Origin of the sequence: Oerskovia sp. NPDC057915 (assembly GCF_042887685.1) — a bacterium.
GTDB lineage: Bacteria > Actinomycetota > Actinomycetes > Actinomycetales > Cellulomonadaceae > Oerskovia.
This window is the reverse complement of the sequence record NZ_JBHVOS010000011.1, coordinates 8,401-27,785: the sequence shown is the minus strand read 5'-3', so window position 1 is coordinate 27,785 and position 19,385 is coordinate 8,401. Positions and strand designations below refer to the sequence as shown.

23 protein-coding genes are annotated in these 19,385 nt (G+C 73.0%); all 23 read right to left on the bottom strand.

From position 1 onward, the window contains the following. Positions 1-849 carry a flagellar type III secretion system pore protein FliP gene (gene fliP, locus ACFVQ3_RS09110; RefSeq protein WP_387637771.1) on the bottom strand — a complete coding sequence of 283 codons (849 nt, stop codon included), beginning with the start codon at positions 847-849 and terminating at the stop codon, positions 1-3. Further along, the gene (locus tag ACFVQ3_RS09105) at positions 846-1,553 is read right to left on the bottom strand and encodes a FliO/MopB family protein (protein WP_387637768.1); all 708 of its coding nucleotides are present in this window, start codon (positions 1,551-1,553) and stop codon (positions 846-848) included. The genes fliP and ACFVQ3_RS09105 overlap by 4 nt, the downstream gene beginning before the upstream one ends. A gap of 4 nt (positions 1,554-1,557) precedes the next feature. Beyond that, on the bottom strand, positions 1,558-2,262 hold the full coding sequence (gene fliN, locus ACFVQ3_RS09100; protein WP_387637766.1) for a flagellar motor switch protein FliN: 705 nt from the start codon (positions 2,260-2,262) through the stop codon (positions 1,558-1,560). 3 nt (positions 2,263-2,265) lie between these two features. Continuing rightward, the gene (locus tag ACFVQ3_RS09095; protein WP_387637764.1) at positions 2,266-3,165 is read right to left on the bottom strand and encodes a flagellar motor switch protein FliM; all 900 of its coding nucleotides are present in this window, start codon (positions 3,163-3,165) and stop codon (positions 2,266-2,268) included. A gap of 120 nt (positions 3,166-3,285) precedes the next feature. Further along, positions 3,286-4,194 carry a flagellar motor protein MotB gene (locus tag ACFVQ3_RS09090; protein ID WP_387637761.1) on the bottom strand — a complete coding sequence of 303 codons (909 nt, stop codon included), beginning with the start codon at positions 4,192-4,194 and terminating at the stop codon, positions 3,286-3,288. Then, entirely contained in the window at positions 4,194-4,967 is a 774-nt protein-coding gene (locus ACFVQ3_RS09085; RefSeq protein WP_387637759.1) for a motility protein A, read from the bottom strand. The genes ACFVQ3_RS09090 and ACFVQ3_RS09085 overlap by 1 nt, the downstream gene beginning before the upstream one ends. Positions 4,968-4,972: 5 nt before the next feature. Next, positions 4,973-5,278 (bottom strand): flagellar FlbD family protein, encoded by a 306-nt coding sequence (locus tag ACFVQ3_RS09080; RefSeq protein ID WP_387637757.1) that lies wholly within the window; start codon positions 5,276-5,278, stop codon positions 4,973-4,975. 298 nt (positions 5,279-5,576) lie between these two features. Further along, positions 5,577-6,758 carry a flagellar hook protein FlgE gene (locus tag ACFVQ3_RS09075; RefSeq protein ID WP_387637755.1) on the bottom strand — a complete coding sequence of 394 codons (1,182 nt, stop codon included), beginning with the start codon at positions 6,756-6,758 and terminating at the stop codon, positions 5,577-5,579. 15 nt (positions 6,759-6,773) lie between these two features. Beyond that, a complete protein-coding gene (locus tag ACFVQ3_RS09070; RefSeq protein WP_138825769.1) occupies positions 6,774-7,292 on the bottom strand; it encodes a flagellar hook assembly protein FlgD in 519 nt (172 codons plus the stop codon). A 12-nt stretch (positions 7,293-7,304) separates the two neighbouring features. After that, the gene (locus tag ACFVQ3_RS09065) at positions 7,305-8,810 is read right to left on the bottom strand and encodes a flagellar hook-length control protein FliK (protein ID WP_387637753.1); all 1,506 of its coding nucleotides are present in this window, start codon (positions 8,808-8,810) and stop codon (positions 7,305-7,307) included. An 11-nt stretch (positions 8,811-8,821) separates the two neighbouring features. Continuing rightward, the gene (locus tag ACFVQ3_RS09060) at positions 8,822-9,583 is read right to left on the bottom strand and encodes a C40 family peptidase (protein ID WP_387637751.1); all 762 of its coding nucleotides are present in this window, start codon (positions 9,581-9,583) and stop codon (positions 8,822-8,824) included. Then, on the bottom strand, positions 9,580-10,017 hold the full coding sequence (locus ACFVQ3_RS09055; protein ID WP_387637748.1) for a flagellar export protein FliJ: 438 nt from the start codon (positions 10,015-10,017) through the stop codon (positions 9,580-9,582). Before ACFVQ3_RS09055 ends, ACFVQ3_RS09060 begins: the two co-directional genes overlap by 4 nt. After that, complete coding sequence (locus ACFVQ3_RS09050; protein WP_387637745.1) at positions 10,017-11,393, bottom strand: FliI/YscN family ATPase; 1,377 nt, start codon at positions 11,391-11,393, stop codon at positions 10,017-10,019. Before ACFVQ3_RS09050 ends, ACFVQ3_RS09055 begins: the two co-directional genes overlap by 1 nt. Next, positions 11,390-12,076, bottom strand: coding sequence for a hypothetical protein (locus tag ACFVQ3_RS09045; RefSeq protein ID WP_387637742.1), 687 nt, complete (start codon positions 12,074-12,076; stop codon positions 11,390-11,392). Before ACFVQ3_RS09045 ends, ACFVQ3_RS09050 begins: the two co-directional genes overlap by 4 nt. Then, complete coding sequence (fliG, locus tag ACFVQ3_RS09040) at positions 12,066-13,217, bottom strand: flagellar motor switch protein FliG (RefSeq protein ID WP_387637739.1); 1,152 nt, start codon at positions 13,215-13,217, stop codon at positions 12,066-12,068. Before fliG ends, ACFVQ3_RS09045 begins: the two co-directional genes overlap by 11 nt. Further along, on the bottom strand, positions 13,214-14,839 hold the full coding sequence (gene fliF, locus ACFVQ3_RS09035) for a flagellar basal-body MS-ring/collar protein FliF (RefSeq protein WP_387637737.1): 1,626 nt from the start codon (positions 14,837-14,839) through the stop codon (positions 13,214-13,216). The genes fliG and fliF overlap by 4 nt, the downstream gene beginning before the upstream one ends. Position 14,840: 1 nt before the next feature. Then, the gene (fliE, locus tag ACFVQ3_RS09030) at positions 14,841-15,182 is read right to left on the bottom strand and encodes a flagellar hook-basal body complex protein FliE (protein WP_387637734.1); all 342 of its coding nucleotides are present in this window, start codon (positions 15,180-15,182) and stop codon (positions 14,841-14,843) included. Between the two features lie 5 nt (positions 15,183-15,187). Beyond that, positions 15,188-15,580, bottom strand: coding sequence for a flagellar basal body rod protein FlgC (locus ACFVQ3_RS09025; protein ID WP_138825784.1), 393 nt, complete (start codon positions 15,578-15,580; stop codon positions 15,188-15,190). Between the two features lies 1 nt (position 15,581). Next, on the bottom strand, positions 15,582-15,923 hold the full coding sequence (locus ACFVQ3_RS09020; RefSeq protein WP_387637732.1) for a flagellar basal body rod protein FlgB: 342 nt from the start codon (positions 15,921-15,923) through the stop codon (positions 15,582-15,584). Positions 15,924-16,230: 307 nt separating this feature from the next. Continuing rightward, positions 16,231-16,746, bottom strand: coding sequence for a hypothetical protein (locus ACFVQ3_RS09015; RefSeq protein ID WP_387637729.1), 516 nt, complete (start codon positions 16,744-16,746; stop codon positions 16,231-16,233). Then, positions 16,736-17,161 (bottom strand): flagellar export chaperone FliS, encoded by a 426-nt coding sequence (gene fliS, locus ACFVQ3_RS09010; protein WP_387637726.1) that lies wholly within the window; start codon positions 17,159-17,161, stop codon positions 16,736-16,738. The genes ACFVQ3_RS09015 and fliS overlap by 11 nt, the downstream gene beginning before the upstream one ends. A 21-nt stretch (positions 17,162-17,182) precedes the next feature. Then, the gene (gene fliD, locus ACFVQ3_RS09005) at positions 17,183-18,553 is read right to left on the bottom strand and encodes a flagellar filament capping protein FliD (protein ID WP_387637723.1); all 1,371 of its coding nucleotides are present in this window, start codon (positions 18,551-18,553) and stop codon (positions 17,183-17,185) included. A gap of 126 nt (positions 18,554-18,679) precedes the next feature. Then, positions 18,680-19,385: flagellin (locus ACFVQ3_RS09000; protein WP_387637721.1), on the bottom strand; the 706-nt coding region annotated here is incomplete at its 5' end.

The window sequence follows — 19,385 nt, the reverse complement described above, 5'->3', positions numbered from 1 at the left end:
TCAGCCCACCCCGTACGAGCCGATGAGCGAGGTCGTGATGAGCGCCCACCCGTCGACCAGGACGAACAGCAGGAGCTTGAACGGCAGCGAGATCATGGTCGGCGGGAGCATCATCATGCCCATGCTCATGAGCGCCGCGGCCACGACCAGGTCGATCACGAGGAACGGCACGAAGATCACGAAGCCGATGATGAACGCGGCCCGCAGCTCCGAGATGACGAACGCCGGCACGAGCGTGGTCAGCGGCACGTCGGCCATGGTCGCCGGGTTGTCGAGGTCGGCCGCACGCGTCATGAGGGCGAGGTCCTCCTCGCGCGTGTGCGCGAGCATGAACTCGCGCAAGGGCTCGGAGCCCGCGTCGAGCGCCTGGCTGAACGTCGTGGTGCCCGCCAGGTAGGGCTGGACGGCGGCGTCGTTGATCTCGCCGAACACGGGCCACATGATGAACATCGACAGGAACAGGGCGAGCCCCGCGAGGACCATGTTGGGCGGCACCGTCCCTGTGCCCAGCGCGTTGCGCGTCAGCGACAGCACCACGAAGACCTTCGTGAACGACGTCATCATGAGCAGCAGCGTCGGGGCCAGCGACAGCAGCGTGATGCCCACGAGCGTCACGAGGGACGACGACGGCTCACCGTTCGGACCGTTGATCTCGACCGAGAAGCTGCTGCCGCCGTCGGGAGCGGTCGGGTCGACCGGTGCGGTCGGCGCCGTGGGGTCCGTCGGGGCGGCGCTCGCGGACGGGGCGAGGAGCACGGTCGCCACGAGGACGAGCGCGACGAGGAGCAGGGCCGCGGCCAGCGCCACGGCGCGGCGCGCCCCCTGGCGCGCCGGGACGACGACGGTCATCGCCGGGGCCCCCACACGGCGCGGGCGGCCTGGCGCCAGGTGTCGGCGGCCAGGAAGGAGCGCACCGTGGTCGGGTCCAGCGCGTCGGAGCGAACGCCCGACGGCGCAGCGGCCAGGGCGGCCACAGTCACCGCGCGCCGGGGGCCGACCGGTGCGGCGGCCGTCGCGACGGGGGCCTCGTCGAGCCAGACCTGAGCGGCCAGGACGGCCTCGTCGAACGACGGACCTGCCGCCGGCCCGGCGAGGCCGGGCCCGGGAACCTGGTCGGCCGGGTCCGCCGCGTCGGTCGGCGCTCCGTGCTCGACCGCCGTCCGGGCGGCCACGGCACCTCCCGTGACCGTGGGCCGGGGTCCGGTCGTCGACTTCACCACGTTGAAGGGACCGAGGCGGGCGGCCGACGCGTCGCGCACGGCGTGCTTGGGGCCTGCGGCCACGGCCGAGGCGGCAGGCGCGGGGGCAGGTCCCTGGTCGATCACCGTGACCGACGACTCGGTGACCCCGAGCAGGTAGCGGGTGCCGCCCGAGTCGAGGAGCACCGCGGCGCTCTTCTGGCTCAGTCCCTGGCGGGCGACGACGGTGAGCTGTGCGCCGCGGCCGCCGGGCGTCTGGCGCCTGCTCCGGTCGGCGACCCGGTACGACAGCCACAGCAGCCCCATGACGACCGCCAGGGAGAAGGCGACCCGCAGCACGGTGGTGACGTCCACGGGCTCAGTCGTCCGCGTCGAGGATCTTGGTGATCCGCACGCCGTAGTCGCCACCGTCGACGACCACGACCTCCCCCTTGGCGATGGTCCGGCCGTTGAGCTGCACGTCGGCGGGCGCACCGGCCGAGCGGTCGAGCTCGACGACGGCGCCGGGTTCGAGGTTGAGCACCTCGCGGACGGGCATCCGCGTGTGCCCGACGACGACCGCGAGCCGCATCTCGACGTTGGAGATGCGCGCGAGCCGGCTGCCCGTCATGGCCTCGTCGGGCAGGCCGCGCAGGGTCTTGCGCGTGCGGACCACGAACCAGCCGGCAGTCGGCCCGCCACCCGCGGAGAGCTCGAAGACGACGGCCTCCTCGTCCTCGAAGAGCTCGGTCGCGTCGGCGACACGGACGTCGCCGAGCACACCGACGCCCGTCGTGGCTCCAGCCGCCTCGAGCGCCGGGCGCAGGAGGTCGGTCATGTCGAGGGTCGGGCTCTCGGACGCGTCGGCGAGCGAGGACTCGTCGATGAGCGCGAGCGCCATGTCGGTCCCCGTGTCCCCGACGTACGACGCGACGACAGCGGTCACGGCCTGCGGGCCGACCGGCGCGCCGCCCGAGAGCGCGGCGGAGAGAGGCGTGCTGGTCGGGACGAGCTCGACGAGGGCCCGGGCGGCCTCGACCGCGGCCTCGACGGCCGTGCGGTCGGCGGTGGTGGCGGTGCTCATGCTTCAGTTCTCCTCGGTGGTGACGATGCGGCAGGCGAGGCGGGAGCCGGACGAGCCGACCGCGCCGCGCGCCAGGACGTGGCCGTCGACGATGACGTCGAGCGGGCGGGACCGGTTGTGCGGCAGGCGGACGACGTCACCGACGGCGAGCTCGACGACCTCGACCGGCGTCATGACCGCGCTCGACAGCTCGACGGTGACGTCGACCAGGGACCGGGCGAGGTGACGCCTGGTGCGAGCAGCGGCGTCGGCCGGGTCGTCGGCCGGGTTCGCCTCGCCGAGGTGCGGCAGCAGGGCGGTCGCGGGCAGGGCCAGGGTGGCCGTGCAGGGGCCGTCGCCCACGCGCAGGTTGAACTCCGCGACGATCATGAGCTCGGCGGTCGGCGCGGCCTGCACGAACTGCGAGTTGTGCTGGATCGAGCCGATCTTCAGCGGCGTCTCCAGGAGCCGGCCCATCGAGTGCCGCAGGTCGCGCAGCGTCTCGGTGACGAGCGAGGTGACGAGGGCGCGCTCGACGTCGGTGAACTTGCGGTCGATGGCCGGGATGTAGGGACCGGCACCGAGCATGTGCGCGATCCACGTCAGGGCATCGGTGTGGGGGAACTGCAGCACGGCTCGCGGGTTGATGCCGTCGATCTCGCACACGACGACCGCGGTCGTGACCGGCAGGTCGGCCACGTAGTCGTCGTACGTGCGCATGGTCACCGCGGCCAGGCTCACCTGGGAGACGACCCGGACACGGGCCGTCAGCTGGGTGCCCCACTGGCGGGCGAAGCTCTCGAACGCCATCTCGAGGATGCGGTGGTGCTCACGCACGAGCGTCGTCGGGCGACGGAAGTCGTAGACCTCGACCTTGCGCCGGTCGGCGGGACCCTGGACCCTGACGGGTGTCGTCGTGCTCACGTCGGTCTCCTATGCAGGCGGGCGAGGGAGAGCCTGCGCGCCGACCGGACGAGCACCGGGGCCACCGAGCGGGAGGGGCCGCCCTGGCCGGGCGACGTCCTGCCCGGCGGCCCCAGGGTGTCAGCCGGTCCCGGCCGCCGTACCGGCCGAGGCCGCCTGGGACGCACGCTGCGCCGACTCCGCCGCCGGGACATCCGCCGCGGTGAGCGTGCCACCGAGGACCTCGGGGATGAGCGCTCGCACGGCCTCGGGCTGCGCGGACAGGACCATGATGTCGACGCGCCGGTTGGCGGCGAGCGCCTCGGGATGCGTCCCCCCGGCGAGCGGCCGGGCCGACCCGAACCCCACGGCGGCGATGCGGTGCTCGGTCAGGCCGCTGTGCTCGACGAGGTGGCGCAGGACCGCCGTGGCGCGCGACGACGACAGCTCCCAGTTCGTGGGGAAGCGAGACCCCACGGTCGACTTGTAGTCGGCGTTCCCCTCGACCTGGATCTCGTAGGGCGTCGGAGCGAGCACCGGACCGATGATCTGCAGGACCGAACGCGCCTCGTCGGTGAGGTCGGCGCTGCCCGGCGAGAAGAACGTGTCGGCCGACACCAGGCGCACCGTGAGGCCGCGCTCGTCGATCTCGAACCTCACGGTCTCGGACATCCCGTAGGCCTCGAGGTCCTTCGCCATCGCGTCGCGCAGCCCGGTCAGGTCGGCGACCTCGGCCAGGGCCCGTTCGAGGTCCGTCTCGACGTCGGCAGGAGGTTCTGTGGCCGGGTTGTCGATGACCGCCTCCACGACGTCGGCGTCCTCGATCGTGCCGAAGCCCGCCGCGAGCGACGACTTGAGCTCCTGGTACTTGTCCTGGTCGACCGAGCTGATGGCGAACAGCACGATGAACAGGCACATGATGACCGTGACCATGTCCATGTAGGAGACCATCCAGCGACCGCTGCCGCCCGTGTCGTGGCCTCCCCCGCCGCCGCCGCCCCCGCCGCCGCCTCGCCGGCGCCGACCGTGCCCCGCCGAGCGGCCGCTCATCAGGCGGCCTTGCCCGTGGGCAGCGACCAGTCGGGGACCATGGTCTTGAGCCGTTCGTCGATCACGCGGGCGCGGGCGCCCGCCTGGATCGACATGTACCCCTCGAGCAGCACGTCGAGCCGCTGGATCTCGAGGTCGGAGATGCGCTTGAGCTTGGCGCCGATGGGCAGCCAGATGAAGTTCGCCGACAGGATGCCCCACAGGGTCGCGATGAACGCGGCGGCGATCATGTGGCCGAGCTCTGCCGGGTCGGAGAGGTTCTCCAGGACGTGGGTCAGCGACACGACGGTGCCGACGATGCCGATGGTCGGGGCGTACCCGCCGATGGCGTTGTAGAAGTCGTAGGCGACGGCGTCCTCGCGGCTCTTGGTCTCGATGCGTTCCTCGAGCAGGGTGCGGAGCTGGTCGGCGTCGGCACCGTCCGCCAAGGACTGGAGGGCGCTGCGCTGGAACGGGTCGTCGGTCTTCTGGGACTCTGCCTCGAGCGCGAGGAGGCCACCGTCGTTCTGCACGATCTCGGCAGCGCGCACGACCTCCTCGATCGCGTCGGCCGGTCGGGCCGGCTTGGCCACGAACGCCCTCGGCAGCGCCTTGATCGCCTGGAGCGCGTCGCGCACCGTGCCCGACGCGACCGCGACGAGGATGCTGGCACCGAAGACGAGGATGATCGGCGCGGGCAGCAGGATCGACGTGATCTGGGCTCCCTCGAGGAGCACCATCGCGACGAGCGCACCGAACGCGAACAGGATGCCGATGATGGTTGCGGGATCCATGGGGCCTACTTCCTCGGGGTGGGGAGCGGGGTCACGGCGACCGGGGCCCGGTCGTCGGCCTCAGGATCGGGCCGGTCCGGCACGATGCCGAGCGGCGTGCGCTCACCGATGCTGGTCATGGACTGCGCGATCAGCAGGACGCGGGCCTTGTGCTCCTCGACCAGTCGGATCACGTCCTCCATCGACTCGGTGACGATGTATCGGGAACCGTCGATCAGCGTGACCCGGGTGTCCGGGTTGGTCTCGACACGGGCCACGAGGTCCGCGTTGATCGCGATGCGCTCGGAGCTGAAGCGCGTGAGGACGATCACGGTTCCACCTTCGGGTCGGGTCGGTCGGAGGGTGCGAGGGCGACGAGCCAGGCCTCTCGGGGCGCGGTGCACCGCCGGTCGGCCGTGCCCCGCTGATCCGTACTCTCGGCAGCCCTCGTGCTCTCGTGAACGGGGAGGGTGGCTGAACCCGCCGCGACGGCCGGGCGGGTGCGCGCCGGGCGAGAAGTCCGGCCGGACGGCCCTCGCTTCCCGCCCCGCCCGCGCACCACGGCGCCCCCGGGACGTGCCGTCCCGGGGGCGCCGTGGTGACCGCGCGCCGCCCCGCGCGCGGCGGTCGTCAACGCTTGAGGTTGACGAGCTCGGTCAGCACCTCGTCGGAGGTGGTGATGACGCGCGAGTTCGCCTGGAACCCGCGCTGGGACACGATGAGGTTGGTGAACTCCTGCGAGAGGTCCACGTTCGACATCTCGAGGTAGCCGGCCGTGATCTTGCCCATGCCCTGGTCGCCGGCGCCGCCCACGATGACCTCGCCCGAGTACTGCGTGGCCGCGTAGGTCGAGCCGCCCGCCTTCTCGAGGCCGCCCATGTTGGTGAAGGACGCGAGCGCGACCTGTCCGAGGACGGCGGTCTTGCCGTTCGAGTAGGTGCCGATGATCGAGCCGTTCCCGGAGACCGAGTACGACTTGAGCGACCCCGCCGCGGCACCGTCCTTGGCCGAGACCGCGACGTTCGACAGGCCCGCGTAGGACGTGACGGTGCCGAAGTCGATGGCCACGCCCGCGACGGTGAGCGACCCGCCGGACGTGAGGGCGCCGTCGGTGAAGGTCAGGTCCTGCGGCCCCCCGATGACCGTGCCGGTCGCGGTGTCGAGCGCGCTCACGGACCACTCCCCGCCGGTCGCGGTGAACTCGAGCGACAGCTTGGTCGACGTGCCCAGCTCGTCGAAGATCTCGATGTCGCGCACGACCTTGGTGCCGTCCTTCGCGTCGGCGGGCAGGTTGCCGCCGAGCGTGACGCTCGTCGTCGCCTCGGGCGGGGCGACGTCGCCGACGGGGATCGTGAGACGGCCGAGGGGGCCGCTCGTGTTGACGACGCCGTTGACCGCGGTCCAGCCGCGGACGAACGCGCCGTCGGCGTTGACCAGTCGGCCGCTCGCGTCGAAGTCGAACGCACCGTTGCGGGTGTAGAGCTGCTGGCCACCGCTCTCGACGACGAAGAACCCGTCGCCGTCGATCATGAGGTCGGTCGCCACGCCCGTGGCCTGTGACGCGCCCTGCGTGAACTGCGTCGTGATCGCCGCGGTCGTGACGCCGAGGCCGATCTGCGCGGGGTTGGACCCACCGACCTGCTGGTCGGGGGCGACGCCCGCGGCGACGAGCTGCGAGAGCGTGTCCTGGAACTGGGTGCGCGAGGACTTGAAGCCGGTCGTGTTGACGTTGGCGATGTTGTTGCCGGTCACGTCCAGCATGTTCTGGTGGGCGCGCAGACCGGAGATTCCGGTGTTGAGAGAACGGAGCACGAGAGTCCTTTCGGGTCAGGCGGCTGCGCCGGCCTGGCTGTCGGTTGCGCCGTCCGTGGCGGGTGGGGGTTCGGTGGCATCCGTGCTGACCGTGCCGGTGACGCCGGAGACCTTGTCGAGCGCGATGCTCTTGTCGCCGATCGTCACCGTGGGGACGGCGTCCTTGTAGGACACCGCCGTGGCGATGCCCTTGTGCTCGACGCCGTCCGCGTCGAGGTAGGACACCTCCTTGCCGAGCAGGGTGGCGGCCGCGTCGCGCATCTGCAGCGCGAACGCCTCCTGCTGTCGCACCGCGGAGTCCTCGACGAGGGTCCTCATGGCGCTGAGGGACTCCATCATGGCCAGCGACGTCGTCTGGGCGACGATCTCGCTGGTCTCCATGGAGCTGGACGGGTCCTGGTTGCGGAGCTGGGTCACGAGCAGCCCGAGGAACAGCTCGCTGTCGTACTCCTGCTTGGGAGCGCGCGCGTTCTGCGTGCGCGGGGCGGTCTCCACGGGGGCGGAGACGGGCCCGGTGACGGGGGTGACCGGCACGTCGTTCCTCTCTCAGACGAGGACGTCGAGGCGCCGGGCGGCCCCCGGCGTCGTGTCGTCCACTGTCGGCTGGATGGTCTGGTCGGTGGTCGCCCCGGGGACACCGGGCCGTCCACCGGGTCGGGACTGCCACGGGTGCCCCTCGCCCGGTCGCCCGGCGGCACCGTTGCCGGCACCTCCGTCGCCCGCGCTGCCGTGGCCGGCCCCGGCCTGGTGGCCGGTCCCCTGCGCCGGCGCCTCCTTCGCGTCCGAGACCGACAGCGACGCCGTCGGCGCGATGCCCGCGAGGTCGCGGCGGAGCTCGCCCGCGAGGGCGCGCAGGGCCTCACGGCCGGCGTCGTGCGGGGCGAAGAGCTCGATCCGCAGCTCGCCGCCCGCGATGTGCGCCCGGACGGTCACGGGGCCCAGGTTGTCGGGGGTCACCGAGAGCGTGAGCACGTGGTCGCCGTCGCCCGCGTCGAGGAGCTGGAACACGGGTCCGGAGACCTGGGCGTGGAACGTGGGTGTCGCCTGCGGCGTGGCAGGGGCAGGGGCGACCTGCCCGACGGCGGCGGTCACCGGGGTCTGCACCACCGGCACGGGCGCGGGGACGACCTGCCCGGGCGCCGCCGTCGGCTCGGGGGCGACCTCGGCCGGGGCCGTGGTCCCGGAGTCCGTGGGGACCCGCGCACCGGGAGCCGCTCCGGTCGCGCTGAGCGCCGGAACGGTCGGCACCGGCGCCCCCGCAGGCTGCCGCGAACCGTCGGACGCGCCGCCCGCTCCCCCGCCGGACGCCTGCCCGGCCGCGACGGGGGGCGCGGCGACGTCGCCGAGCGGCCGGGCGTCCGAGGGGGCCTCCTCGGCGGTCGCCGTCGAGGTCCCGCGCAGCGAGGTGCTCTGCGCCGTGGTCGCTCCGACGAACGCCTCCGGCTCCCCTGCGGTCGACACCGCGCTGCCGGCCGGTGGCACGGGCCCGGGGGCCTGCTCTTCCGGTCCGGCGGAGGACGGCCCGACGACGCCGGTCGCCGCCCCAGGGGCGCCACCGGTCCCTGCGGTCCCCGGCGCACCGACGAGGTCCGGGAGCACGGCCGAGCCCGGAGGCACGGGCGCGGGGACCACCGGCGGGACGGCAGCGGGCGGCTGCCCGCCGAGCAGGACGGCCCCCTCGGTGCCGACCGCCTCGCCGGGACCGTCGACGCCGTCGGACTCGTCGGTGCCCTCGCCGAGGGCACCGTCGACGGGCGCCCCCGACCCGCCCTCACCGGGCAGGACCCCGTCGAGGAACGGTCCGGGACCGCCCTGGCTACCCGGGAGGCCGGGGGCGCCGACGAGCCCCGGGTGGGCGGCGCCGTCGGGCAGGGTGCCCACGACGGGAGGTTCCTCGCCGGACGACGACGCGCCTACCGGCCCGGCAGTCTCGTCCGACGCTGCGGCGAGGGACCGGTCGAACAGGTCCGAGGAGTCCCCCGCGCCGCGGCGCGCACCGGGCGCGGCAGCGGGCGTGAGGAGGTTCACGAGCGACGACGTGATCGCAGTCATGACGGCGCCCCTCAGCCCAGCACGCGGCGGATCGTGGTCACGGAGGCGTCCGTGACAGGAGTGATCTCGACGGTCCGGCCGGGCTTGGGCGAGTGGATCATCTGCCCGTCGCCCAGGTAGATGCCGATGTGCTTGCCGTCCCGCTGGACGATGAGGTCACCGGGCTGCGCCTGCGCGAGCGAGGCGACCTCGGTGCCCTGACGCATCTGGTCCCGCGCGACCCGCGGCAGGTCGACACCGTGCGCGCCGAACACGAGCTGGACGAGGCCCGAGCAGTCGAGTCCGCCCTCGGCCAGGCTCTCGCCGCCCCAGACGTACGGCACGCCCAGGTACTGCTTGGCGGTCTCGAGGATCGCACCGGCCCTGCCGGTGGCCGACGACGTCGCTCTGCCCGTGGCCGCCGACGGCGTCGTGGCACCAGCCGCGCCGACCGAGGTCGCCCCTGCGGCCGACGTCGCACCCGCGGCGAGCGAGGAGAACAGGCCCGCGAGGTCGAGCGACCCCGCGGCGGTGCCGGTGCCGCTGCCGGTGCCCGTGCTGGTGCCGGTCAGCGACGACAGCAGGCTGCCGAACATGTCCGACGAGCCCTTCGCGTCCCCGGCGCCGAGCGCCGCGAGCACCGACGCGAAGTCGGTCGCGCTCGCCGTCCCGGTGCCCGAGGTCGTGCCCGCCGTCCCGGTCGACGACGCGCCGCGCGACGCCGTCGGGTCCTGGAGGGCCGTGATCTCGGTGCGGATCTCCCCGACGCGGGTCAGGGCCTGGGTCATGCTCATGCTCCGGTGGTCCTTCCGGTGGTCGGTCGCCACGTCGACGAGGCGACCTCGTCGAGCGTGACCTGCTCGGCGCGGCCCTCGGCGCGCGCGACGTCCTCGTCGTGACGGTCCTCGAGCTTCTCGAGCCCGAGGCGCGCCGTCCGCGCCCCCTGGAGCCCGCTGAACGCCGCGTCGACCTCGGCCGACTTGCGGCGTGCCTCGGCCTCGAGGGCCGCGAAGAGCGCGCTCGTGGCGGCCCGCGAGGCCGCGATCGCGGCGAGCGAGGCGCCCGTCGTGGCACGGTCGGGCGACGACTCGAGGTACGCGGAGAGCCCGCCGGCCTCCTCGACGGTCCGTGCGAGGTCCGCGTGGGCGCTCGCGAGCCGCGCCTTGGCCGTGTCCTCCTCGAGCCGCCGCAACCGCAGCACCCCCGCGAGCCGGAACTTCGTGCTCATCACGCCTCCCCGTCGATCAGGGCCTCGGTCAGTCGCGCGAGGCGCGACCACGTCTCCTCGGCCGGTGTGCCGTCCGTCATGGCTTGCTGGAGAAAGGCGTCGATCGCGCGCTCGTGCGCCAGCGCGGCGTCGACGAGCTGGTCGGTGCCCTTCTTGTAGGCCCCGATGTCGAGGATGTCCTGCGCCTTGCGGCGCGCTGCGAGGACCTTGCGCAGGGTCAGCGCGAGCGACCTCTGCTCCGGGGACGTCACGCGCGACGCGACGCGCGAGATCGACCCGAGCGGGTCCACGGCCGGGTAGTGCCCCGAGACCGCGATGGCCCGGTCGAGCACCACGTGCCCGTCGAGGATCGAGCGCGCCTGGTCGGCGATCGGCTCGTTGTGGTCGTCGCCGTCGACGAGGACCGTGTAGATCCCCGTCACGGAACCGCGCACGCCCGTGCCCGCCCGTTCGAGCAGGTTCGCCATGAGCGAGAAGGTCGAGGGCGGGTAGCCGCGCGTGGCGGGCGGCTCCCCGACCGACAGGCCGATCTCTCGCTGCGCCATGGACACCCGCGTCAGGGAGTCCATCATGAGCACCACGTGCGCGCCCTCGTCGCGGAACGCCTCCGCGATCCGGGTCGCCGTGAACGCGGCCCGGCGGCGCATCATGGCCGGCTCGTCCGACGTCGCGACGACCACGACCGAGCGGGCCAGGCCCTCGGGCCCCAGGTCGTCCTCGAGGAACTCGCGGACCTCGCGCCCGCGCTCGCCGACGAGGGCGATGACCGACACCTCGGCGTCCGTCCCGCGGGCCACCATGGACAGCAACGACGACTTGCCCACGCCCGACCCCGCGAACAGGCCGATGCGCTGCCCCCGGCCGAGGGTCACCAGCGAGTCGAGCACGCGCACGCCCGTCTGGAGCGGCGTGTCGATGCGGGCACGATCCATGGCCGAGGGGGCCTCGTTGTCGACCGGCACCCGCGCGTCGCTGACGATCGGGCCCAGGCCGTCGACCGGACGCCCCAGGGCGTCGATCACGCGGCCGAAGAGTCCCCGCCCCGTGGGGACGAGGATGCCCGTGCCGCTCGTGCGCACGGGCGCACCGGCACCGACCCCCGTGAGCCTGCCGAGCGGCATGCACCGAGCCAGCCCCGCCGACGTCGCCACGACCTCGGCCGCGACGCCGTCGGGGGCCTCCCCGATGTGCACCAGGTCCCCCAGGGCGCACCGCAGCCCCGCGACCTCGACGCTCAGACCGACCGCCGACGACACGACGCCGACCCGCTCGGGGCGGGCGGCCGCAGCCAGGTCGTCGAGCGCGGCGGGTCGCCACGGCGCCGGAGCGGAGACCGGACGACCGGGTGCCTCGGCCACGAGGTCGACCGCCGTCATGCCCCCGCCCGTCCGCCGACGGGACGACCCGAGTGGCGGCGCTCGGCGACCTCGTCGAGCCCCGGCGTGCCCGGGTGCTCCGCGACCGCGACGAGCGCCGCGAGCTCGGTCCTGGCCCGCTCGACCGCCGCCCCGACGCGGGCGTCGAGGAATCCGTGCTCGAGGTCCGCCACGGCGTCGCCCCGGCACAACGTCGCGTCGGGCACGAGCGTGGGCTCCCGGACGCCGGCCTCGGTGAGCAGGCGGACGTCGTCGGGGTGCATCCGCACCTCGACGACCGCGGCCTCGACGCTCGACGTCACCCGGGCGAGCGCGGCGTGCGCGGCCTGGGCCAGGTCGGTGAGCTGCAGGCCGACGATCGCCTCGGCGAGACCCAGCGCACCGCGGAGCGTCGCGACCTGTGCCGCCTCGACGACCGGCACCGTGCGCTCGGCGAGCACCCGGGCCGACTCGTGCAGCAGGGTCACCGTGCGCCGGATGCTCTCGACCTGCTCGGCCGCACGGCGCGCGTGCTCCTCCTCGAGGGACGCGCGCAGCCGGTCCACGCCCTCCTGCGCGGCGCGGGCACCCGCGGCGTAGCCCGCGGCGTACCCGCGGGCGGACGCTGCCGCCTCCACCTCCTGGGCCCGCGAGCTGTGCAGCACCGGCACCGCGCTCGGGACGAACGTCGACTCAGTAGACAAGCTCGTCCCCGTCCGTGCGGTGGATCGTGATCTTCTCGTCGGCCTCGAGGTCGCGGACGATGCGGACGATCTCTGCCCTCGCCTCCTCGACCTGGCTCACGCGCACGCCTCCCAGACCAGCGATCTCCTCGTCGAGGAGCGCGCGGTTGCGTGCCGAGATGTTGGTCGTGACGGCCTCGACGACCCGCGCGGTCGTCCCCTTCATCGCGAGCGCGAGCACCGACATCTCCACACCCCGCAGGATGATCTGGACGTCTCGTGCCTCGAACGAGGCGATGTCCTCGAACGTCAGCATGCGCGAACGGACCTCGTCCGCCAACGCCGGGTCGCGCGCCTCGAGGCCCTCGAGGAGCGCCTTCTCGGTCGCCACGTCCGAGCGGTTGATGATGTCGACGAGCGGCTGGACCCCCCCGATGATCTCGACCGGCTGACGCGGCGCGATGCTCGCCCCCATGCGGGCACGGAACTGGTCCGAGACGAGCTTGACCGCCTCCGGGGACGCCGTGCCCATGGTGGCCAGCGCCTGGGCCACGTCGGTGCGGTAGTCGTCGGCCAGGTTGGCCAGCACCGACGACGCGACCGTCGCGCTCAGGTGCGCCAGGACGAGCGCCACCGTCTGCGGGTGCTCACCGTCGAGCAGCGAGATGATCTGCCCCGGCTCGGTCCCGTCCAGGTACTCGAACGCCTTGCCCTGCATGCTCGCCACGAGACGCTCGACGACGTCGGCCGCCTTGTCGACCCCCAGCGAGGCCTCGAGCAGCCCGACCGCGAGGTCCTTGCCGCCACGAGGCCGAGGGCTGCCGGACAGCGCCATGTCGTAGAACTCGTCGAGCGCCGCGACCGCGAGGTCGGGGTCGACGACCTGCGTCCGCATGATCTCCGCGGCGACCTCGCCCGTCTCCTCCTCGGAGAACAAGGACATGACCGTGGCCGCGCGGTCCTGGCTCATCTGCATGAGCACGAGCGCGACCTTCTGGACGCCTGACATGCCGGCGATCCGGCGCAGCGTCTCGACCGGGAGCCGTGGCTCCCCGGAGTCGGGGGCGTCGATCGTGATCGTCTGCGTGACGGCCGGGCCGGGCGCGCCGGAGGTCGGTGCGTCCTGCACGCCGGTGCCCGGCGCGCTCGTCGTGACGGTCATCGCCGCACCGCCCGGTCCTCGGCGAGGAGCACCCGCAGGTACTCGGCCGTCTTGTCCGGGTCGGCCCCGGCGAGGGCGTCCACCTCGGCCCGACGCTGGTCCAGGCTCGAGAAGCGGGGCGTCGGGGGCTGGATCTCGGGGCGCGTGGGCACGGGCTCCAGCAGACCGTCACCGTCGTCCCGGCCTCCGCGCACCGGCCCGAACTCGTCGAGGCCGTCGCCCACGGGGCGCAGCTCGAGGTCGGCGATGTCGACCGTCTCCCGGCGCTCGCGGCGGCGACGGGCCCGGGACCAGGCCACGAGGCCGAGGACGAGGAGCAGCAGGATGCCCGCGACGACCGCCCCGGTCCGCAGCATCTGGCCCTGCTTCTCGGCGGCTGCCGCAGCCTCGGCCGCGGCGAGCGCCGCCTGGGCGGCGTCGGCCGCTCCCGTGTCGAACGCGAGCCGCTCGACCTCGACGACGTCCCCGCGATCCGGGTTGATGCCCGCTGCGGCAGCCACGAGGCTCGTGATCGCCGCGGTGTTGCCCGCGACGGCCGCGTCGGCGTTGAGCGCGACCGACACCGTCTGACGGGTCAGGGCGCCCGCAGGCCGGGTCGTCGTCTCCGTGGTCTTGTCGACCGCGTTGTTGCGGGTGGCGTCCTGCGACGTGTAGGTGCTGTCGCCGGTCCCACCGTTCGGGACCGCGATGTTGTCCGGCCCCAGCACGCCGGCCCCGCCCCCACCGGTGCCGGAGTACTCCTCGGTCGTGGTCGACTCGTTGAGCACCGGGGCGTTCTCGGGAGCGGTGAACGTCTCCTCGAGACGCTCCGAGCTCGAGACGTCCATCTCGGCCGTCACGGCGACGGTCGAGTTCCCCGCGCCGACGACGCGGTCCAGCATGGCCTGCACGGCCCGCGCGGTGCGCTCCTCGTACTCGGTGGCCTGCTTGCCCGACGACCGGGTCCCCGCACCCACCTCGGACAGGACGGTGCCGCTCTGGTCGACGACCGCGACGTCGGTGGGCTTCATGCCGTCGATCGAGGCGGACACCAGGTGCACCATGGCCTCGACCTGCTCGGGGGCGAGCGACTTGCCGCGCGCCGGGGCGACGAACACCGACGCCGTCGGGGTGCCCTTCTCCGCGGCGAATACCGTGTCCTCGGGGATGGCGAGCTGCACGGTCGCGGTCGAGACGTTGTCCATGGCGCCGATCGTGCGCGCCAGCTCACCCTCGAGCGCGCGCTTGTACGTCACGTCCTGCTGGAACTCGCTCGACGTCACGCCCATCTCGTCGAGCAGCGAGTACCCGCCGGTCGACTCGTCGGCAGGCAGCCCCGCCGCGGCGGCCGTGAGCCGCTGCTCGTAGACCTGCTCCTCGGGCACGAGCACCGTCGCTCCGCCGTCGGACAGCTGGTAGGGGACGCCCTGCGACCTGAGCTGGTCCACGATCGCCGAGGCGTCCGCGCTCGACATGCCCGAGTACAGGGGCGCGTAGCTGGGGCGCGAGACCCAGGACACCAGACCGACCACGGCGACAACGAGGATCGCGAGGGCGAGGACCGCGAGCGTGCGCTGCGCGATCGTGAAGTCGCGGACGGCGCCGAACGCGCGCCCGAACGACGACTTGATCTTCTCCGGCATGTCAGGCCTGCATCCTCATGATCTCGTTGAACGCGTCGACCGCCTTGTTGCGCACGGTGGCGACGAGCTCGAGGGTGGTCGCGGCACGCGTCGAGGCGATGGTCGCCTGGTGGATGTCGGCCAGGTCGCCCGACACCGCGGCGATCGTCAGTTCGTTGGAGGCGGCCTGCAGCTGCTGGGTGTTGTCGACCGCGCCGCCGAGGACCTCGGCGAACGCGCTCGCGCCCACCTGTCCGGTGGACGCGGTGGCGGCGGAGGGAGACAGGGCGGACAGGGCCGACGCCGCCTCGGCGCCCGACAGGTAGCCGGTCGCGGTCGTGGGCTCGATGGGAGACACAGGCATGGGGCTCACTTCCCGATCTGGAGTGCTGCTTCGTAGGCCGTCTTGGCCCGGTCGACGACCGCCGCGTTCGCCTGGTACCCGCGCTGGGCCAGGATGAGGCTGCCCATCTGCTCGGACATGTCGATGTCCGGGTAGCGCACGTACCCGTCCTCGTCGGCGAGCGGGTGGTCCGGCTCGTACGTGACGCGCCCTTCCTCGCTGCCCCAGGCCGCGCCCGCGACGAACGCGCCGGGGGTGTCGTTGCCCCCCTCCTGGACGGTCACGTAGCGGGCACGGAACGCGGCGTCGTCGGTCGACGTGACCGTGTTGACGTTGGAGAGGTTGTCGGCGACCGCGTCGAGCCACTTGCGGTGCACGGTCAGGCCGGTGCTGGCGATACCGATCGCGTCGAAGGTCATCTCAGCTCGTCCTCATCGCGGTGCGCAGCGAGCTCGCCTCGCCGCCGACCGCCTGCGTCGCGAACTGGTATCGCAGCACGGTGTCGATGTTGGAGAGCGTCTCGGTGTCGAGGTTGACGTTCGAACCGTTGAGCTGGGTGGGCTCGAGCGAGCGCGACACGCTGAACGCCACGCGCCCCTCGCCCGAGGCGACCGACGACGCCAGCGCCTGCTCGAACTGCACCCGCTTCGCGGTGTACCCGGGGGTGTTGATGTTGGCGACGTTCTCCGCGATCACGCGCTGGCGGGCGGAGAGCCCGTCGAGCGCGCTCTGGAGCGCCAAGGAGGTCACGGAGTCGAACACGTTCGCGGTATCCCCACGTCGAAGGTGTGTCGGCCGTCCCATGGCCTGCGGGGTGAGCGGTCCGTGCTCACCGTGAGCTCTCGGCCGCTCCGCGGCCGCCGTGCGCCGCACCCCCCGGCCCGGGTCGTGGGCGAGGTGATGCGTCGTCGTGTCACTTCGGACCCTATGCAGGGCCTTCGGGAGTCAGCCGTCGTCTGCGGGGCCGGCACGGGAGCGCCGGGCGTGGGGCCACGGTCGTGGGGCGTGGGGCCGCGGTCGTGCGGACGCCGCCGGACGTGGAGGCGCCTGTCGTGCGGGCAGGAGCGGGTCAGGCCTCGACGTCGAGGTAGGCGGCGACCGGTGCCTCGTGCACGGTCGGCACGGCGGACAGCGCCCTCACGTGCCGGCGGTTCTCGGCGACGGCCTCGTGCAGATGGTCGACGATGTGCCCCTGGCCCGCCAGGACCTCGAGCGCGCGGTCAACCAGGCTCGCCGGCAGGCGACCCAGGTCGGTCGGCGGGGTCCAGCGGACGAGCCTGTCCATCACCTCGGCGCCGGCGTCGGGGCCGGCCCCCGCCGACATCGCGGCGAGGTCGTCCAGCACGCGGGACCAGGCGGCGTACGTGTCCGCGGCCGCGTCGTGGGCGTCGTACGGGTCGCGGGCGGGGTCCGGTGCGAGGGCGAGGTCCGGGCCGGGGGCGGCCGCCGGGTCGGACGTGTCCGCGAGGGCCGGCGAGCCCGGCACGCGTGCGGGCTGCTGCAGCCCCCAGGCCGCCGGTGCAGCCGGTGCCGCCGGTGCAGCCGTCCCGGGCCGGGCCGTGACGAGCTGAGAGTCAGGCGACACCGGACACACCGCCCGTGCGGACGGACGACGTGCTGTCGTGCCCCGCGGGGAGCACCTCGGCCGCCTGGCGCCACGTCTCCTGGAGCGGCAGGACGAGCTCGAGCACCTCGTGCGTGCGGGCGATGTCCCGGTGGACGTTGGCCGCGACCAGCGCCTCGTGCACGTAGACGTACACGGCCAGGAGGTCCTCGCCGCCGTCCCAGACGGCGGTGTCGAGGGACCCCATGAGCTCGGCGACGATCGCCTGCGCGTGCAGGAGCTGCTCGGAGGCCGCCGTCCAGCGCTCCTCGCCCTGCGCGACCTCGGCCCGGCGCAGGTCGAGCACCAGCCGGTCGTAAAGCATGGTCAGCAGGCGCGCCGGTGACGCGGTGAGGATGGCGTCGCGCCCGTAGGCGCTCTGGGCGAGGTTGGTCACGGGGTTTCCTTCGCGGGAGGGTCAGCGCTTGGACGGGTTCAGGGCGTTGAGCTGTCCCGTGAGCCACTGCTGCTGGGAGTCGAGCTTCGCGAGCTGCACCTCCATCGAGGTGAACTGCGCGCTGAGCCGGTTGTAGCGCTGCTCGAGCCGGGTGTCCCACCGGACGATCTGCTCGTCCATCCGCTTCGCGTTGGTCTCGCGGTTCTGGATCGAGGTGGTCAGCTGGCCGTCGTACTTGTCCGAGAGGGACTCGGCGGCGTCCTGGACCCGGGCTGCGACCTTGTTGAACGTGGCCGTGACCTTGTTCGGGTCCGCCGCCAGGGCCGCCTCGAGCTTCTCGGCGTTGAACACGACCTCACCGGTCCGGGTGATCTCGATGCCGATCGAGGAGAGCGACTCGCCGTCGATCGGGTAGGACGCGGCGTCGACCAGGGTCTGGCGCGCGTTGCGCACGACGGACTCGCCGGCCAGCGCAGCACCCGTCGTCGAGCCGTCGGCCGCGATCGTGACCTTGGTCAGCGCGGCCATGCGGGACAGGATCGACTGGACCGAGTCGACGAAGCCCTTGACCGTGGCGGTGCGCGCCTCGGTGTCCTCGTTGACGGTGATGGTCACGGGGTTCGTGGACGCCTTGGCGACCGTGACGTCCACGCCGGGGAGCAGGTCGGTGAAGACGGCCGTGGACGACGTCACGGTCTGCTCGGCGGGCGTCCCTGCCCACAGGCGCACGGACGAGTCGGCGGCGGCGGTGACGGTCGCGGCGCCCGGGCCTGTGAGGAGGTTGGTCGCGGTGCCGCCGTCCACCTCGGCCGCGGTGCCGGCGTGGAACGAGAACGCGTTCTCGGCGCCGGTCTCGGTCGACGTGAGCTGGAGGCGGAACAGCTTCTCTCCCGTGCCCGGGTCGGTGCCCGCGGACACCTTGACGGCCCGGACGCCCGTGTCGGCCCCGTTGAGGGCTGCGACGACGTCGTCGAGGGACGAGGAGGCCGCCGTGACCTCGGTGTGCGTGCCCTTGGCGTCGGTGATCGTGAACTTCGTGCCGGGGGCCGTGCTCATGGCTCCGGTCACGGACTTCTGGCCTGCTGCGACGGAGTCGACCACGAGGTCGATCGTGCCCGCGCCCGCGGCGGGCTTGGCCGTCACCGCGACGGCGTCCGACGAGCTCGTCGCCTTGAACTGCGCGAGGGCGTTGGGGGACGTGAGGTCCTTGGCGGACTTCGCGAGCGCGGCGATGCGCGTGTTGAGGTCCTGGAGCGCGGTGATCTCCGTGCGCTGGAGCTTGACCTTGGCCTGGAGGTTGAGCTGGGGGATCGATTCGACCTTCATGAGGTCTGCCACCAGTGCCTTGACGTCGAGCCCGCTCGACGTGAGGCCGGAGAGAGTGATGCCCACGGGAATTGCCTCCAGGACGTTGGGTCGGCTGCGTCAGCCAGGGTCAGGTCGGTTGGGGGGGGGAGAAGAGCACCCGACGGGCGGCGACCTGTGCGGACGCCGCCGCCCGCCGGGTGGCTGTCAGTCTCAGCCGAGGAGCTGCAGGACTCCGGCGTTGGACTGGTTGGCCTGGGCCAGCATCGCGGTCCCGGCCTGGGACAGGATGTTGGTGCGCGAGTAGTTCATCATCTCCTTGGCCATGTCGACGTCGCGGATGCGCGACTCCGCGGAGGTCAGGTTCTCCGCGGCGACGTTGATGTTGGAGATCGCGTACTCGAGGCGGTTCTGCGTCGCACCGAAGTTCGAACGAGCCGTCGACACGGCCTTGAGCGCCGTGTCGATCGTCTCGATCGACGTACGGGCGTTCGTCGCGTCCGCGACGTTCAGCGCGGTGCCGGCGCCGCCCGCGTCGTCGTACACCGTGTCCTTGATGATGTCCTGCAGGTTGTTGGCTGCGAGGGCGATGGTGATGGTGTTGCCGCTGCCGGCACCCTCCGCGCCGACCTGGACGGTGAGGTCCGCGGCGGCGTCGGTGAGGAGGTTGATGCCGTTGAAGTTCGTCGAGTCGACGACGCGGTTGAGCTCGTCCGCGAGCTCGTCGAGCTCCGAGCTGATCGCGGTGCGCGCGTCGGCGTTGTTGGTGTCCGAGGACGCCTGGACCGCGAGGTCACGCATGCGCTGCAGGATCGACTGGGCTTCGCCCAGCGCACCTTCAGCAGCCTGCACGACGCTGATGCCGTCCTGCGCGTTGCGCGCAGCGACCGAGTAGCCGTTGACCTGAGCCTTGAGCCCC